This is a genomic window from Wenjunlia tyrosinilytica (assembly GCF_014646055.1).
GTDB classification, from domain to species: Bacteria; Actinomycetota; Actinomycetes; order Streptomycetales; family Streptomycetaceae; genus Wenjunlia; species Wenjunlia tyrosinilytica.
This window is the reverse complement of record NZ_BMMS01000007.1, coordinates 38,406-52,813: the sequence shown is the minus strand read 5'-3', so window position 1 is coordinate 52,813 and position 14,408 is coordinate 38,406. Positions and strand designations below refer to the sequence as shown.

13 protein-coding genes are annotated in these 14,408 nt (G+C 70.6%); 7 read left to right on the top strand and 6 right to left on the bottom strand.

Going from position 1 to position 14,408, the window contains the following annotated elements; genetic code table 11:
* Positions 1-16: 16 nt before the first annotated feature.
* Together IEY86_RS09620 and IEY86_RS09615 are read left to right on the top strand one after the other, a co-directional pair.
* Complete coding sequence (locus IEY86_RS09620; RefSeq protein ID WP_229698302.1) at positions 17-601, top strand: GTP-binding protein; 585 nt, start codon at positions 17-19, stop codon at positions 599-601.
* A gap of 77 nt (positions 602-678) precedes the next feature.
* On the top strand, positions 679-1,911 hold the full coding sequence (locus IEY86_RS09615; protein ID WP_189131142.1) for a styrene monooxygenase/indole monooxygenase family protein: 1,233 nt from the start codon (positions 679-681) through the stop codon (positions 1,909-1,911).
* A gap of 128 nt (positions 1,912-2,039) precedes the next feature.
* On the opposite strand, the gene IEY86_RS09610 is transcribed toward IEY86_RS09615, so the two are convergent.
* Positions 2,040-3,227, bottom strand: a complete 1,188-nt coding sequence (locus IEY86_RS09610) for a C40 family peptidase (protein ID WP_189131141.1) — start codon at positions 3,225-3,227, stop codon at positions 2,040-2,042.
* Between the two features lie 141 nt (positions 3,228-3,368).
* The gene (locus tag IEY86_RS09605; protein WP_189131140.1) at positions 3,369-4,955 is read right to left on the bottom strand and encodes a chitinase; all 1,587 of its coding nucleotides are present in this window, start codon (positions 4,953-4,955) and stop codon (positions 3,369-3,371) included.
* A gap of 292 nt (positions 4,956-5,247) precedes the next feature.
* Here IEY86_RS09605 and IEY86_RS09600 point away from each other — a divergent pair, with 292 nt between their 5' ends.
* Positions 5,248-6,960: an MFS transporter gene (locus tag IEY86_RS09600; protein ID WP_229698301.1), complete on the top strand. Its 1,713-nt coding sequence runs from the start codon at positions 5,248-5,250 to the stop codon at positions 6,958-6,960.
* Here the strand turns inward: IEY86_RS09600 and IEY86_RS09595 are convergent.
* The 3 genes from IEY86_RS09595 to IEY86_RS09585 form a co-directional block, all read right to left on the bottom strand.
* A complete protein-coding gene (locus IEY86_RS09595) occupies positions 6,946-7,221 on the bottom strand; it encodes a DUF8847 domain-containing protein (RefSeq protein ID WP_189131139.1) in 276 nt (91 codons plus the stop codon). The genes IEY86_RS09600 and IEY86_RS09595 overlap by 15 nt on opposite strands.
* Positions 7,218-8,162: an NAD-dependent epimerase/dehydratase family protein gene (locus IEY86_RS09590; RefSeq protein ID WP_308425121.1), complete on the bottom strand. Its 945-nt coding sequence runs from the start codon at positions 8,160-8,162 to the stop codon at positions 7,218-7,220. The genes IEY86_RS09595 and IEY86_RS09590 overlap by 4 nt, the downstream gene beginning before the upstream one ends.
* Positions 8,163-8,267: 105 nt before the next feature.
* Positions 8,268-9,377: a ferritin-like domain-containing protein gene (locus tag IEY86_RS09585; RefSeq protein ID WP_189131138.1), complete on the bottom strand. Its 1,110-nt coding sequence runs from the start codon at positions 9,375-9,377 to the stop codon at positions 8,268-8,270.
* 169 nt (positions 9,378-9,546) lie between these two features.
* On the opposite strand from IEY86_RS09585, the gene IEY86_RS09580 reads away from it, so the two are divergent.
* From IEY86_RS09580 to IEY86_RS09565, 4 genes are all read left to right on the top strand, one after another.
* Complete coding sequence (locus IEY86_RS09580; protein WP_229698283.1) at positions 9,547-10,443, top strand: AurF N-oxygenase family protein; 897 nt, start codon at positions 9,547-9,549, stop codon at positions 10,441-10,443.
* Between the two features lie 14 nt (positions 10,444-10,457).
* Complete coding sequence (locus IEY86_RS09575; RefSeq protein WP_229698282.1) at positions 10,458-11,930, top strand: flavin-containing monooxygenase; 1,473 nt, start codon at positions 10,458-10,460, stop codon at positions 11,928-11,930.
* A gap of 26 nt (positions 11,931-11,956) precedes the next feature.
* Entirely contained in the window at positions 11,957-12,688 is a 732-nt protein-coding gene (locus tag IEY86_RS09570) for a TetR/AcrR family transcriptional regulator (protein WP_189131136.1), read from the top strand.
* Positions 12,689-12,786: 98 nt separating this feature from the next.
* Positions 12,787-13,554: a metallophosphoesterase family protein gene (locus IEY86_RS09565; protein ID WP_189131135.1), complete on the top strand. Its 768-nt coding sequence runs from the start codon at positions 12,787-12,789 to the stop codon at positions 13,552-13,554.
* A gap of 90 nt (positions 13,555-13,644) precedes the next feature.
* Here IEY86_RS09565 and IEY86_RS09560 read toward each other — a convergent pair whose 3' ends face one another.
* Complete coding sequence (locus IEY86_RS09560; protein WP_189131134.1) at positions 13,645-14,367, bottom strand: TetR/AcrR family transcriptional regulator; 723 nt, start codon at positions 14,365-14,367, stop codon at positions 13,645-13,647.
* Between the last annotated feature and the right edge of the window lie 41 nt (positions 14,368-14,408).

Below are 14,408 nucleotides of genomic sequence, written 5' to 3'. Positions count from 1 at the left end.
TGCGGAAGGCGTCGCACTGCGGGAGACGGACGCTCCGGGCCTCGCCGACGACCGGGAGAACGCTCCCATATCCACCAAGATAGTGATCTCGGGCGGCTTCGGCGTGGGCAAGACCACCTTCGTGGGCGCGGTCTCCGAGATCACGCCGCTGACGACGGAAGCGGTCATGACACAGGCCAGCGAGGGCCTGGACGACCTTGACTCCACCCCGGGCAAGACGACCACCACCGTCGCCATGGACTTCGGCCGGATAACGCTCGACTCGGACCTGGTCCTGTATCTGTTCGGCACGCCGGGACAGCAGCGTTTCTGGTTCATGTGGGACGACCTGGTGCGCGGGGCCATTGGCGCGGTGGTGCTCGCCGACACCAGACGGCTGGCGGACTGCTTCCCCTCCCTCGACTACTTCGAGAGCTCGGGGCTGCCCTTCGTCGTCGGGGTCAACCAGTTCGAGGGAAGCGCCGAGTACTCCGTGGATGACGTGCGCGACGCGCTGTCCATCCCCGATGAGATCCCGGTCGTCATCTGCGACGCCCGCAAGCGCTACTCGGCCGTGGACGCGCTCATGTCGCTGGTCATGCACGCCCTCGCCCGCACCTGAGCCCTTCCGCTCCGTGAACGGGTGCCATATACCTTTGTGTGCTTGATCATTGAACGTTTTGTGGAAAGCGGGCAGTCATGCGGAAGATACTCATCGTCGGCGCGGGTCAGGCGGGTCTGCAGCTCGCACTGGGACTGCAGAGCAACGGCTACGACGTCACCCTCATGTCGAACCGGACCGCGGACGAGATCCGCGTTGGCCGGGTGATGTCCACGCAGTGCATGTTCGACCCCGCGCTCCAGCACGAGCGCGACCAGGAAGTGAACTTCTGGGAGAGCCAGACGCCCAGGATCGAGGGCCTCGGGGTCTCGGTCGCCGGCCCCGACGGCAGCCGCCCGATCGACTGGGTGGGACACCTGGACGGATACGCCCAGTCGGTCGACCAGCGGGTGAAGATGGCGGGCTGGATGGAGACCTTCGCCCAGCGCGGCGGACAGGTCGTCATCCACGGCGCCGCCGTCTCCGACCTCGACTGGTTCGCCCGCACCTTCGACCTGGTGCTGATCGCCGCGGGCAAGGGCGAGCTCGTCTCGATGTTCGAACGGGACCCGGAGCGCTCCCCGTTCAGCACCCCGCAGCGGGCGCTGGCCGTCTCCTACGTCAACGGGCTCGGCCCCCGTCCCGAGCACGACTTCCTCGCCGTGCGCTGCAATCTCGTCCCCGGCGTCGGCGAGCTGTTCATCATGCCGTGCCTGACCACCACGGGACCGTGCGACATCCTGTTCTGGGAGGGCATACCCGACGGCCCCCTCGATGTGTTCCAGGGCGTCAAGGACCCGAACGAGCACCTGCGGCTGACGCTGGAGCTGATGGAGCAGTTCACCCCCTGGGAGTACGAGCGGGCCGCGAAGGTGGAGCTGACCGACGCCGGGGGCACGCTGTCCGGACGCTACGCGCCCACGGTCCGCCGCCCGGTCGGCGAACTGCCCTCGGGCGGCCTGGTCCTGGGTGTCGCCGACGTCGTGGTGGCCAACGACCCGATCACCGGCCAGGGCTCCAACAGCGCCGCCAAGTGCGCCGCCTCCTACCTGAGCAGCATCCTGGAGCACGGCGACCGGCCGTTCGACCGGGAGTTCATGCAGGGAGCCTTCGACAGCTACTGGGAGCAGGCGGCCCCCGTCACCAAGTGGACCAACGCGATGCTGATGCCGCCGCCGGAGCACGTGCTGGGCATCATCGGCGCGGGCATGGGGTCCCAGGCGGTGCGCGACCGCTTCGCCAACGGCTTCGCCCACCCCGAGGACTTCGAGAACTGGTTCTTCGACCCCGAGCGCGCCGCCGCCTACCTGGCGCTGGTCAACGCGGGCTGACGCGGGGCGATACGCGTGCCCGGGCCGCCTCCCCGCCAGCGGGCGGGGCGGCCCAACGGCGTCCCGCTCCTGTGGGGGCTGTGAGCACCCCTTGGGCGACCGTTCTTGACCGACTCCGCCTTGGGGAACTACCTCTTGGGCGACCAGTTCTTGACCGACTCCGCCTCCGGGTCCGGGCGCACCGCGCCGAGCACCGGCATCGAGCCCACCGGGGAGACCTTCACCCGGTCGCCCGGCCGAGGGGCCTGCACGATCATCCCGTTGCCGATGTACATCCCCACATGGGTGGCGCCGGGGAAGTAGATGACCAGGTCGCCGGGGCGCAGCTGGTTCAGCGGAACCCTGGGCAGCCGCTCCCACTGCTCCTGACTCGTGCGGGGAACCGGCCTTCCGGCGTGCGCCCACGCCTGCGAGGTCAGCCCCGAGCAGTCGAAGGCCCGCGGCCCCTCCGCGCCCCAGACATAGGGGTCGCCCAGGTGCCGGAACGCGTAGGCGATGGCGCGCTGCCCGGCCTCGGAGGGGCGGCGGCTGCCCGTGCCGAGTATGCCGGAGTGCAGGAACTCCGCCTGTGAGGCACTGGCCCCTCGCTCCTCCAGCTGCCGCAGCTCTTCCAGTTGGGCTCCCGTGAGCGAGCCGACCACCTTCTCGACGCGGTCCAGCCGCTCCTTGACCTTGTCGCGGGCGCTCTTCTGCTCCCGTGCGAGCTTCTCGACGTCCTTCACCGCATCGCTGCGGTGGTCCACGAGCCGGTCGAGGCGCTTCTCCTGCTCGCGCAGCCGCTTGGTCAGGCTCGCCGCCGAGTCGGCGGCCTTGGCGATCAGATGGGTGCGCTCCAGCGCGGTCTGCGGGTCCGGGCTGAGCAGGAGCCTGCTGTAGTCGGAGAGGTTGCCGTCCCTGTACTGGCTGCGGGCGAGGCGTCCGATCTGCTTGCGGTTCTCGCCCATGTCCTCGCGCTGCCGCTCCAGCCTCCGGGTGACCTCCGTCAGCGCCTTGCGCTGGTCCCTCAGCTTCTCGTTGACCCGGTTGTAGCCCTCGGTGGCCTTCTCCGCCTCCCCGTACAGCGACTGGAGGCGACCGAGCAGGGCCTCCAGAGGGGCGTCGGAGCCGTCGGCCGAGCTGTCGGCCCCGGGCGGCAGGGTGTGGTCGAACGTGGAGTCGGACGCCTGACCGCCCCCCGAGCCGGATCCCGAACCCGGACCAGGGGTCGGTGCGGCGTGGGCGGCCTGCGCGGGCAGCGCGAGCGCCGCGGCTGCCAGGACGGCCCCGCACAAGAGTGCCCTGCTCAGCCACCCTTGGGAGCGGTGTGCCGCTGACATCCCATCACCTCCGGATCGACACGCGTCGGGGGAGATCCTGCCATGGCAGGGGCCGCCCCCGGCAGGGAGGATGTGTGAATCCTCCGGAAACCGGGGGCGCCCGGCGGGGACCGCGGCGATGTCGCCGAGGTCGGCGGTGGATCAGCCGAAGTAGCTGTCGAAGTTCTTGGAGAACTCCCGGCCGTTGAAGTTGTCCCAGTTGACCGACCAGGTCATCAGGCCGCGCAGGGCGGGCCAGGTGCCATGGGTGGCATAGCCACCGCAGTCGGTCTTCTTCGTCAGGCAGTTGAGCGCCTTGTTCACCTCACCGGGGGCCACCCATCCATTGCCGGCGTTGGGACTGGCCGGCATGCCGATCGCGACCTGGGAGGGCGCCAGCGCCGGGAACCTGTTGTTGCTGTTGCCCGCCACAGGGAAGCCGGACAGCAGCATGTCGGTCATGGCGATGTGGAAGTCCGCGCCGCCCATCTGGTGGTACTGGTTGTCCAGGCCCATGATCGGGCCGGAGTTGTAGTCCTGGACGTGGAGCAGGGTCAGGTCGCCTCGCATGGCGTGGATGACGGGCAGGTAGGCGCCCGCCCTGGCGTCCTGGGCACCGTTCGGCCCGGGCCCGTAGAACTGGTGGCCGAGCTGCACGAAGAAGGTCTCCGGCGCCATGGTGAGGACGAATCCGCTGCCGTACTTGGCCTTGAGCGTCTTCAGCGCGGAGATCAGATTGACGATCACCGGTGTCCTGGGGTTCTTGAAGTCGGTGTCACCGGCGTCGAGGGACAGAGAGTGGCCCTCGAAGTCGATGTCGAGGCCGTTGAGCCCGTACTTGTCGATGATCGCGCTCACGGACTGCACGAACTTGTCGCGGGCGGCCGTGGTGGTCAGCTGGACCTGGCCGTTCTGCCCGCCGATGGAGATGAGCACCTTCTTGCCCTGGGCCTGCTTGGCCTTGATCGCCGCCTTGAAGTCGGCCTCGGACTCGACATTGGGGCACTCGCTCGCCGGGCAGAGCGCGTACCGGATGTCACCCGAGGTCGCCGAGGTCGGCTCGCCGAAGGCCAGATTGATGACGTCCCAGCCGGCCGGGACGTCCGCCATCCGGGTGTATCCCGACCCATTGGCGAAGCTGGAGTGCAGATAGCCCACCAGCGCGTGGGCGGGCAGGTCCGAGGACGGCGGCGTGGTGGGGGGATCGGTCGGCGGGTCGGTGGGTGGGTCGGTCGGGGGATCGGTCGGGTCGGGGGAGCCGGGCCCCGTCAGGGAGGCGTCGTCGGCGTAGTAGGTGGCCTGCCCGTACCAGCCGTGCAGATGGACGGTGGCACTGGTCTGGCTCGCGCCCGTGGTGAAGTCCACGCTCAGCGGCTGGTAGCCGCCGCCGGTGCCCGGTGTCCACGTACTCTTCCCGCCCTCGACTCCCAGATAGACGTAGGAGCCGTTGACCTGGGCGGTCAGCCGGTAGGTGGTGTTGGGGGCGACCTTCACCGTCTGCTTGCACTGGGCGGTGTCGGAGCCGGGGCTGCCGGCGAGGGCGTAGCCGCCGGACTTGGCGTGGCCGGTCACGGTCCTGGCGCTCGCGTCGCAGGTCCAGCCGCTGAGCGAGCCGGTCTCGAAGCCGCCGTTGGCCAGGAACTCCCCGGCATGTGCCGAGGGCGCCAGGGCGAACGCGGCGGCCAGCACGGCGGCCGCCGTAGTGGCGAGCGCGGTGGTACAGGCCAGCGCTCGGGTGCGTCTGAGCATGGGGGGCTGCTCCTTCTGGACGTGGGGGGCGAAGGATGGGCGCAACCCGCACTCAATAGGTCTGTACCAATCCTGTCAATGGTCTATACAGGAGTAGTCCACGCGAGGAGTCGTCGCGGCACCGTCGCTCTGCCCTCGCTCCGGCGGCACCGGCTCATCGCGGCGTTCGGCGTGCGAACCGTGCCCGGGGCGCGGAGAATTTCTCCTTGTGACGGACATCGAGGGCTCTGCCGGTTCCGGCCCGGATTGTGCCGAAGCCGCCCGGCACAGGCGGAATCTGGCGCTGGCGGCGATGCTCTTCGCGGTGGCGATGACATTCATCGACCAGACGATCGTGTCCATCGCGGCCCCGAGCATCATTCGCGACCTCGGCCTTTCGGCCTACGGCATGCAGTGGGTCGTCAACGCCTACCTGCTCTCGCTCGCGGCCTTCTTCGCCCTCGGCGGCCGGCTGTCCGACATCTTCGGCCACCGTCGCGTCATGCTGATCGGCACCGTCGTCTTCGTCGTCTCCTCGGCGCTGTGCGGGGCGGTGCCCAAAGGCAGCGGGGCGCAGGTCTGGCTGGTGGCCTTCCGGGCCGTCCAGGGGTTCGGCGCCGCGCTGATGTTCCCGGCCGCCCTCGCCGTGGTGGTCGCGGTCTTCCCGCTCTCCCAGCGCGGACGCGCGCTGGCCCTGTTCTTCGGCCTGTCGGGCGGTCTGACCGCCATCGGCCCCATCCTGGGCGGGTGGCTGACCACCTGGACCTGGCGGGCCGTCTTCTGGGTCAATGTCCCGGTCGCCGCCGTGGCGCTCGTGCTGACCGCGCTGGCGCACATCCCGAACCGCCCGCGCCCCGCCCCCCTCGACCGGCGTGGTGCCCTCCTGGTCGCGGTCGGTATGGCGCTGAGCGTCCTGGGCCTTCAGCAGGCGGGCAGTTGGGGCTGGGACAGCGCGGCCACCTGGGCCTGCATCATCGGCGGGCTGGTGGTGCTGGCCTTCTTCGTCGTCCTCCAACTGCGCACCCGCGATCCCCTGATCAAGATGCGGGTGTTCGCCGACCGGGCGTTCGCGGTGGACATCGCGGTGCTCTTCTTCTCGATGATGACGTTCATCCCCGTGTTCTTCTTCGCCTCGATCTACTCCCAGGTTGCCCTCCAGTCGTCGGCGAACGAGGCCGCCCTCTACCTGCTGATCTTCTTCGCGGGCTTCGGCACGGCCTCCCAGGTGGGCGGCCATATGCTGGACAAACGAGGGGCCAAGGCCCCGATGCTGCTGGGCACGCTCATCGGTGCCGTCGGATTCACCCTGTGGGCGGGGAAGCTGACCGACCTGTCCCTGAGCGCGCAGTGGCCCTACATCGTGCTGTCGGGGGCCGGGATCGGCTTCCTGCTGGGGCCCGCCTCCACCGACGCCGTCAACCGCTCCATCGACGCCTCTTACGGGGAGGTCACGGGCATCACGCAGACCGTCCGCAACTACTCGGCGAGCGTCGGGCTGGCGGTCCTGGGCACAGTGCTCGCCCATGTGACCACCGACCGCGTCACCAGGACGTTCGAGTCAAAGGGCCTGCCCTCCGGCGCCGCGCACCGGCTGGCGGAGAACATCGTCCAGTCGGTCGGGGGACGCGCGGCCACCCGCCCGCCCACCGGGGACGGCCCGGTCGCCCAGGCGCTGCGGGATCTCGCCCAGACCATCCGCGGGGACTTCGCCGAGGGCACGAGGACGGTCTTCTACGCCATGGCCGCCGCCTTGGCGGCCGCCTTCCTGTGCGCCCTCATGCACCCGGGCACCCGGGTGACGGAGGCCGGGGCCGCGGCTCCCTCGACATCGCCCGGCCCGCCGTCGCCCACCCCGCCGTCGCCGGAGCAGCCGTCCCCCGCGCCACCGTCCCCCGCGCCACCGTCCTCCGAGCCACCGTCCTCCGAGCCACCGTCCTCCGGGCCGCCAGCCGCCGGGCCGCCGTCCCCCGCGCCACCGTCCCCCGGTGGCCCCACGGGGCCGCCGGCGGGCTCAGGAACCACCTGATCCGCGCCGGCTCCACGGCCACATCCGCTTCTCGGGCAGCCCCTGCGGCGCGTACTCGTACCTCCACCGCCCGGCCCCGCGCCGCCCCTTGGGGTCGGGGTTGAGCACCCGCTGGTACACGTACACGGTCGGCGCCGCGCCGTCCTCACCCGGGACCGGCACCCGGTAGACCTTGGGGGGATGTCCCGTCACACCGACCAGGACCGGCAGCACCCGGCCGTCCATGGGCCCGCCGACGAACTCGGTCTGCTCGCTTCTCACCTCACCGACTGTACGTCGCGGGCGTACGCGCGCAGTCCGGCGAAGGAGTCGGGGTACTCGGGGGTCCAGCCGAGCTCCCGCTGTGCCTTGCCGTTGGACACCCGCAGGGTCGTCGTCATCATCGCGTGGGCATAGGCCAGCGGCCGCATCATCCACACCGGGACGGTCATCGGGCGCCGAAGACCGAGCGTGTCCGCCACCGCCCGCACATGCCCGCCGAAGCCGCGCGGCACATCGTCCACGATGTTGTACGCCTCGCCGGGCCGTCCCCGCTCCACCGCCGCGACCGTGGCCCGCGCCGCGTCACCGAGCTCCGCCCAGGGCAGCACCCGTCCGCGGTCCTCCGGCACCGGCAGGGTCCTCTTGCGCAGCAGCTCCACGATCGCGTCCGTGGCCCCCTGCCCGTACAGCAGGCCGTACCGCAGGGCGATCCCCTCGATCCCCTCGGCGGTGAAGGTCAGCTCCTCCTTGGTCCGCATCGCCGCGATGTGCCGCTCCAGCCGGCTGTGCCTGCCGTGGGGCCCGAAGGGGGTGCCCTCCTCGGTGATGACGACGTCCCCGTGGTCGCCGAAGCCGTATCCGAAGACCATCGACTCGGCGACGAAGCGGCGGGCGCCGGTGGCCTTCGCGGCGGCCAGCAGATTCTCCGTGCCCTCGATCCGCAGCCAGTTCGTGGCCGCCATGTCGCGGTGGCGCATGGGAGCCTCGCGCAACGCGGTGGCCGCGTGGATGACGATGTCGAACGCCATGCCGTCCACGGCCATCAGCAGGGCGTCCCGGTCGAGCAGGGATGCCGAGACGTCGTTGTCCGGTGCCCGCCCGAGCCCGGTCACCCGGTATCCGGCGGCCGTGAACGCCCGTTCCAGATGCCGCCCCAGGACGCCGCTCGCTCCCGCGAGCAGGATTCTCTTGCCGTTCTCCGGTGATTCGTCCATGACCATGGGACGAGCCTGCGACGGCGGATGTGACATCGGCGGCAGTGACCCGGGCCGCTCACCCGTTCGGTCGTGCGCGGGCCGCCCCGGACGGGCCCGCTCCCGTCCCGCTCAGTCCTGTTCGGCTCCCGCCGCGATTGCCTCGGACACCTCGGCTCTTCTCGCCTCCTCCTCCGCCGCGAAGCGCTCGGCGTCGAGCCTTTCGGCGACCGCCTCGTCCTCCTTCATCAGCAGGTCGAGGCTGGCGTCGCCCAGCTCCAGCACCCCCATGTCCACATACGCCCGCTGAAGGCGTTCGCCCCACAGCCCGATGTCCTTCACGCACGGCACGATCCGGCTGAACAGCAGCTTGCGGAAGAGCTGGAAGTACTCGTTGCGCTCGCTGAGCCCGTCCGCCTCCTGCTTGGGGATGCCGAAGTTCTCCAGCACCTCCACTCCCTTGATGCGGTCGCGCATCAGGTAGCAGCCCTCGATCACGAACTCCTCGCGCTCGTGCAGCTCCGCGTCGGACAGCTCGCGGTAGTAGTCGCGCAGTGCCATCCGCCCGAAGGCCACATGCCGTGCCTCGTCCTGCATGACGTAGGCGAGCAGTTGCTTGGGCAGCGGCCGGTTGGTGGTGTCGCGCAGCATCCCGAACGCCGCCAGCGCCAGGCCCTCGATCAGGACCTGCATCCCCAGATACGGCATGTCCCAGCGGGAGTCGGTGAGGGTGTCGCCGAGGAGGCTGCGCAGATTGTCGTTGATCGGGTAGAGCATGCCGATCTTCTCGTGCAGGAAGCGCGAGTACAGCTCGGCGTGGCGGGCCTCGTCCATGGTCTGGGTCGCCGAGTAGAACTTCGCGTCCAGGTCCGGCACCGACTCCACGATGCGGGCCGCGCACACCATGGCGCCCTGCTCGCCGTGGAGGAACTGCGAGAACTGCCAGGAGGCGTAGTGCCGCCGCAGATCGCGTTTGTCCTGTTCGCTGAACTTGTCCCAGTACGGCGTACCGTAGAGCGTCATCGCCTCGTCGGGTACGCCGAGCGGGTCATAGGGATCGACCTCGATGTCCCAGTCGACGCGTTTGACGGCGTCCCACTGCTTGTCCTTGCCCTTCTGGTACAGCGCGAGGAGCCGTTCGCGTCCGTCGTCGTACTCCCAGGTGAAACGGGCCGCTCCGGAGGCCGGGACCTCCCACTGGGCCTCTTTGACGGGGTGCGTGTAGAAGCGCTGCGTCGACACGGACGCTCTCCTTCCCTTCGCGGGAGCCGATGTGGTCACCGTCACACGGAAGTTACCGATGGGTCAACAAGTGTGCGCCCAAGGGATTGACGTGTTTGCTGACAAGCAGTCTCATAAGAGCGATCGAACGTGTCCAGGCATACGACCAGACCGGCAGGGGAGCGGAACGTTGACCACGGCACCCTTCAAAAACCGCGAACTCGTCGCGGAACGGCTGCTCGAAGCCTCCGCCAAGCACTCCTTCGACCCCGACGTCGAACTCGACTGGGAGGCGCCGATCGAGGACGGCAAGTGGTTCCTCCCCGAGTACCTGGTCTCGCTCTACGACACCCCGCTGTGGCGCCGGATGCCCGAGGACCAGCGCATCGAGCTGTCCAAGCACGAGATGGCGAGCCTGTGCTCCATCGGCATCTGGTTCGAGATCATCCTGATCCAGCTGCTGACCCGGCACATCTTCGACGTGGACCCGACCACCCGGCATGTGCGCTACGCGCTCACCGAGATCGCCGACGAGTGCCGCCACTCCAAGATGTTCGCCCGGCTGATCGAGAAGATGGACGCACCCGCCTACCGGCCCAGCAGGCTGCACCACAACCTCGGCCGGCTGATGAAGACCATCTCCACCACCCCGGGGTCGTTCAGCTCCACCCTGCTCGTCGAGGAGATCCTCGACTGGATGCAGCGTCAGACCTTCCCCGACGAGAAGGTGCAGACGCTGGTGCGCGGGGTGACCCGCATCCACGTGGTCGAGGAGGCACGGCACGTGCGCTACGCCCGTGAGGAACTGCGCCGCCAGATGGCGACCTGCCCGGCCTGGGAGCGCAATCTCACCCGCCTCGCCGCAGGGGAGGCCGCCCGGGTCGTGGCCAAGGCTCTGATCAGCCCTCGGGTCTACTCCTCGGTCGGCCTCGACCCCCAGGAGGCGCTGCGCCAGGCCTGCGCCAGCGGCCACCGGCGGCAGATCATGCGGACCTCCGCCCAGCGGCTGACCGGCTTCTTCGACGAGATCGGTGTGATCAGCGGACCGGGCGCGCGGCTGTGGCGCAGCTCCGGACTGGTCGGCTGACGGGAGGCCGCGACGTGACCGAGGACAGCACCCCGCCCGACCACGACGTCGTCATCGTCGGCTCCGGCTTCGCCGGGCTGGGGATGGCGATCGAGCTCAAGCGCGGCGGTCGCGAGGACTTCGTGATCCTGGAGAAGGCCGACGAGGTCGGCGGCACCTGGCGGGAGAACACCTATCCCGGCTGTGCCTGCGATGTGCAGTCGCATGTGTACTCGTTCTCCTTCGAGCCCAACCCCGGCTGGTCGCGGATGTTCCCGCTCCAGCACGAACTGCTCGCCTATCTGCGGCGGTGCGCCGACAAGTACGGGGTGCGGCCGCACATTCGCTTCGGCACGGAGTTCAGCGGCGCCGAGTACGACGACGCGAGGCGGCTGTGGCAGGTGCGCACCGGGGACGGCTCGGTGCTCACCTGCCGGGCGCTCGTCCTCGGCATGGGCCCGCTGCACAAGCCGAACATCCCCGACATCCCGGGGCTGTCCGACTTCGAGGGGCCGCTGTTCCATTCCGCCGAGTGGGACCACGGCGTGGAGCTCGACGGCAAGCGCGTCGGGGTGATCGGAACGGGCGCCAGCGCCATCCAGTTCGTGCCGCGGATCGCCCCGAGGGCCGCCAGGCTGTCGCTGTTCCAGCGCACACCGCCGTGGATCCTGCCCAAGCCGGACCGGGCGGTGAGCTCCCTGGAGCGGCGGCTGTTCGAGCGGCTGCCGCTGACGCAGCGCGCCTACCGGACCTCCATCTACTGGCGCCTGGAGAGCCGCTTCGTCGCCTTCGAGCACCCGCGTCTCATGCGCGTCGCCGAGCGGCTCGCCCGGCTGAACATGCGCCGTCACATCAAGGACCCGGAGCTGCGCCGGGCGCTGACCCCGAGCTACACGATGGGCTGCAAGCGCACCCTCATCTCCAACGACTACTACCCGGCGCTCGCCCGCCCCAACGTCGACGTCGTCACCACCGGTATCCAGGAGGTCCGCGCCGACCGCGTCGTCACCCGCGACGGCGCCGAGCACCCCGTCGACGCGATCGTGCTCGGCACCGGTTTCCATGTCACCGACGCCATGGAGCGGCTGCCGCTGACCGGGCGCGGCGGTCTGAAGATCCAGGACGCGTGGGCGGACGGCATCGAGGCGTACCTCGGGACGACCGTCACCGGCTTTCCCAACCTCTTCCTCGTCCTCGGCCCCAACACCGGGCTCGGCCACAACTCCATGGTCTTCATGGTCGAGGCGCAGACCCGCTACATCGTCGGGTGCCTGGACCTGATCGACCGGCGCGGCGGCAGGGCGCTGGAGGTCGAGGACACGGCGCAGCGCGCGTTCAACGACCGGCTGCAGGGCTCGCTGGACGGAGAGGTGTGGAGCAAGGGCAACTGCGCCAGCTGGTATCTCGACAGCGAGGGAGTCAACCGGGCGGCCTGGCCGGGCTGGACCTGGCAGTTCTGGCTGCGGACCCGCAGACCCCGGCCCGAGCACTACAAGGTGATGGGCTGAAGGTGGCGCCGGTTACGCTGCGAGGCATGGCAGCATCTGAAGCAGTCAAGCGCGGGGCGTACCGCAGGCTGCCCGTGGAGAAGCGCCGGGAGCAGCTGATCGCCGCAGCTCAGGACCTGTTCGGGCATGAGCCGCCCGAGGAGGTGTCCCTGGACGACGTGGCGGCGGCGGCCGGGGTCTCCCGGCCGCTGGTCTACCGGTACTTCCCCGGCGGCAAGCAGCAGCTTTACGAGGCGGCGCTGCGGGAGGCCGCGCAGGAGCTGTCCGAGCGCTTCGTCGAGCCCGCGCAGGGCACCCCGACGCAACGGCTGTCCAATGCGCTCGACCGCTATCTGGCGTTCGTGGACGAGCGGGCCGCCGGGTACGCGGCCCTGCTGCGCGGCGGCTGCGTCGCCGAGACGAGCCGCACCAACGCGATCGTGGACGAGGTGCGGCGCCGCGCCCTCGAGCAGATACTCGTCCACCTCGACGTTCCCGAGCCGAGCCCCCGGCTGGTGCTGGCGGTCCGCTCGTGGATCGCCTCGGTGGAGATGGTGTCGCTGACCTGGCTCGACCAGGGCAGGCAGCCGCCCGCCGACGAGCTCCGGGCGTGGCTGGTGGACCTGTTCGTCGGGATGCTCGGGGTGACGGCGGCCGGCGACGACCGGGTGGAGGCGCTGATGCACACGGCACTCGCCCAGGAGAGCAGGACCAGCCCGGCAGGGGATCTGGCCCAGCGCCTGACGAGGCTGGGGGAGCCGGCCGCGCACCTGCTCTGACCGCGCGGACCGCGCTCGCACCGCCCCGGGGCGAGCGAGCGGTCTGCCGGCGGCAGAACCACGGCACCGGACGGCCCTCGGCCGGGCAGGCTTGCCCCATGGTGACCACAGCGGCCGTACTGTCGGACATCCATGGGGTGCTCCCCGCTCTCGAAGCCGTCCTCGCCGAGCCCGATGTACGGGCCGCGGAGCGCATCGTGCTCTGCGGGGACCTGGCGGCGGGCCCGCTGCCCGTGCGGACGCTGGACCTGCTGGCCTCGCTCGGCGACCGGGCGCTGTGGATCAGCGGCAACGCCGACCGCGAACTCGTCGGGCACCGCGAGGGCACGACCGCCGCCGTCCCCGACCCGGTGGCGCCCTGGGCGGCCGGGCAACTGCGCGAGGACCAGGTGGAGCTGCTGGCCGGGCTGCCGCGGACGCTGACCCTGGAGGTGGACGGGCTGGGCGCGGTGCTCTTCTGCCACGCCACACCGCGCGACGACGAGGAGACGGTGCTCGTGGACTCGACGCAGCGGCGGTGGGCCGAGGTGATGGACGGGGTCGGCGGGGAGATCGGGACCGTGGTGTGCGGGCACACCCATGTGCCGTTCGCCCGGCTCACCCATGGGCGGCTGGTGGTGAACGCGGGCAGTGTCGGCATGCCGTACGGCCGGCCGGGAGCGCACTGGGCGCTGCTGGGCCCGGGCGGGGCGGCGCTGCGCCGCACCCCGTTCGACTACGAGGCGGCGTGCGCCCGGATCGCGGCCGAGTCCGGCTACCCGGACGCCGCGGCCTGGGCGGACGAGTACGTCCACGCCCGTAACTCCGCGGAGGACGCCCTGGCGGCATTCGGCCCACGGGACGGCCGTCCGGGCGGCCGGACCTGAGGGGCTTGGGTCCGAGGGGCGGCTGGGCCCGAAAGGGCCGCTGGGCCGAGGGGCGCGGCGGGGCGAGGGGCGCGGCCCCGACGGTGTGCGCTACGACTCCAGGCGCTGGAGCCATTCGCGCAGCAGGGCCTGTTCACCCGGGCTGAGGACGTGGGCGCCGTCCTGGGACAGGGCGGCGCCCAGCGAGATGGCCAGGCCGGGCAGCGAGCTCTCCGGCGTACCGCCGCCCGGCTGGACGGTGGTGGCGGCCAGAACCGCCTCACGGGTACGGACCGACAGATCGCTGTCGACGCTGCCCGAGGGGTCGGTGATGAGCGTGAGGGTCACCCCGACGCCCGCGGCGATCGCCATGCGGGCCGCCTGCTCCGGAGGGACTCTCAGCAGGCCCGCGCGGGCCACCCGCTCCAGGGATTCGAGCAGCAGCCTGTAGGCCTCCTCCGCCGCCGGAGGGCGGACCCCGGGGCGGGCCGAGCCGTACATGAGGACGTAGAACGCCGGGTTGGTGAGGCCGAACTCGACGTGGTTGTCCCAGCCCTGGCGCAGATTGTCCAGCGGGTCGTCGATGACGGGCAGCTCCCGCTTGGCGGCCAGGTACTGGGCGAAGCCATGGGCGACGACCGCGTCGAACAGGCCCTGCTTGTCCCCGAAGTGGTGGTACAGCGTGGGTGCCCGGACACCGGCCTCGGCGAGCACGGCGCGGGTGGAGACGGGCTCGCCGCCGGACTCCGCGAGGAGCTTGGCGGCCGCCCGCAGGATGCGCTCGCGTGCGCTGGTGTCCTTGGCCTCTTTGGCGTCCTTCGTCGGCGTGCTCACGGGATCAATGCTACAGACGGCTGCCCCAAGTATATAGCGCC

Coding starts and splice junctions, on each gene's coding strand:
- IEY86_RS09615 (WP_189131142.1), top strand. CDS start 679: ATGCGGAAGATACTCATCGTCGGCGCGGGTCAGGCGGGTCTGCAGCTC.
- IEY86_RS09610 (WP_189131141.1), bottom strand. CDS start 3,227: ATGTCAGCGGCACACCGCTCCCAAGGGTGGCTGAGCAGGGCACTCTTG.
- IEY86_RS09605 (WP_189131140.1), bottom strand. CDS start 4,955: ATGCTCAGACGCACCCGAGCGCTGGCCTGTACCACCGCGCTCGCCACT.
- IEY86_RS09600 (WP_229698301.1), top strand. CDS start 5,248: ATGCTCTTCGCGGTGGCGATGACATTCATCGACCAGACGATCGTGTCC.
- IEY86_RS09590 (WP_308425121.1), bottom strand. CDS start 8,162: ATGGTCATGGACGAATCACCGGAGAACGGCAAGAGAATCCTGCTCGCG.
- IEY86_RS09570 (WP_189131136.1), top strand. CDS start 11,957: ATGGCAGCATCTGAAGCAGTCAAGCGCGGGGCGTACCGCAGGCTGCCC.
- IEY86_RS09565 (WP_189131135.1), top strand. CDS start 12,787: ATGGTGACCACAGCGGCCGTACTGTCGGACATCCATGGGGTGCTCCCC.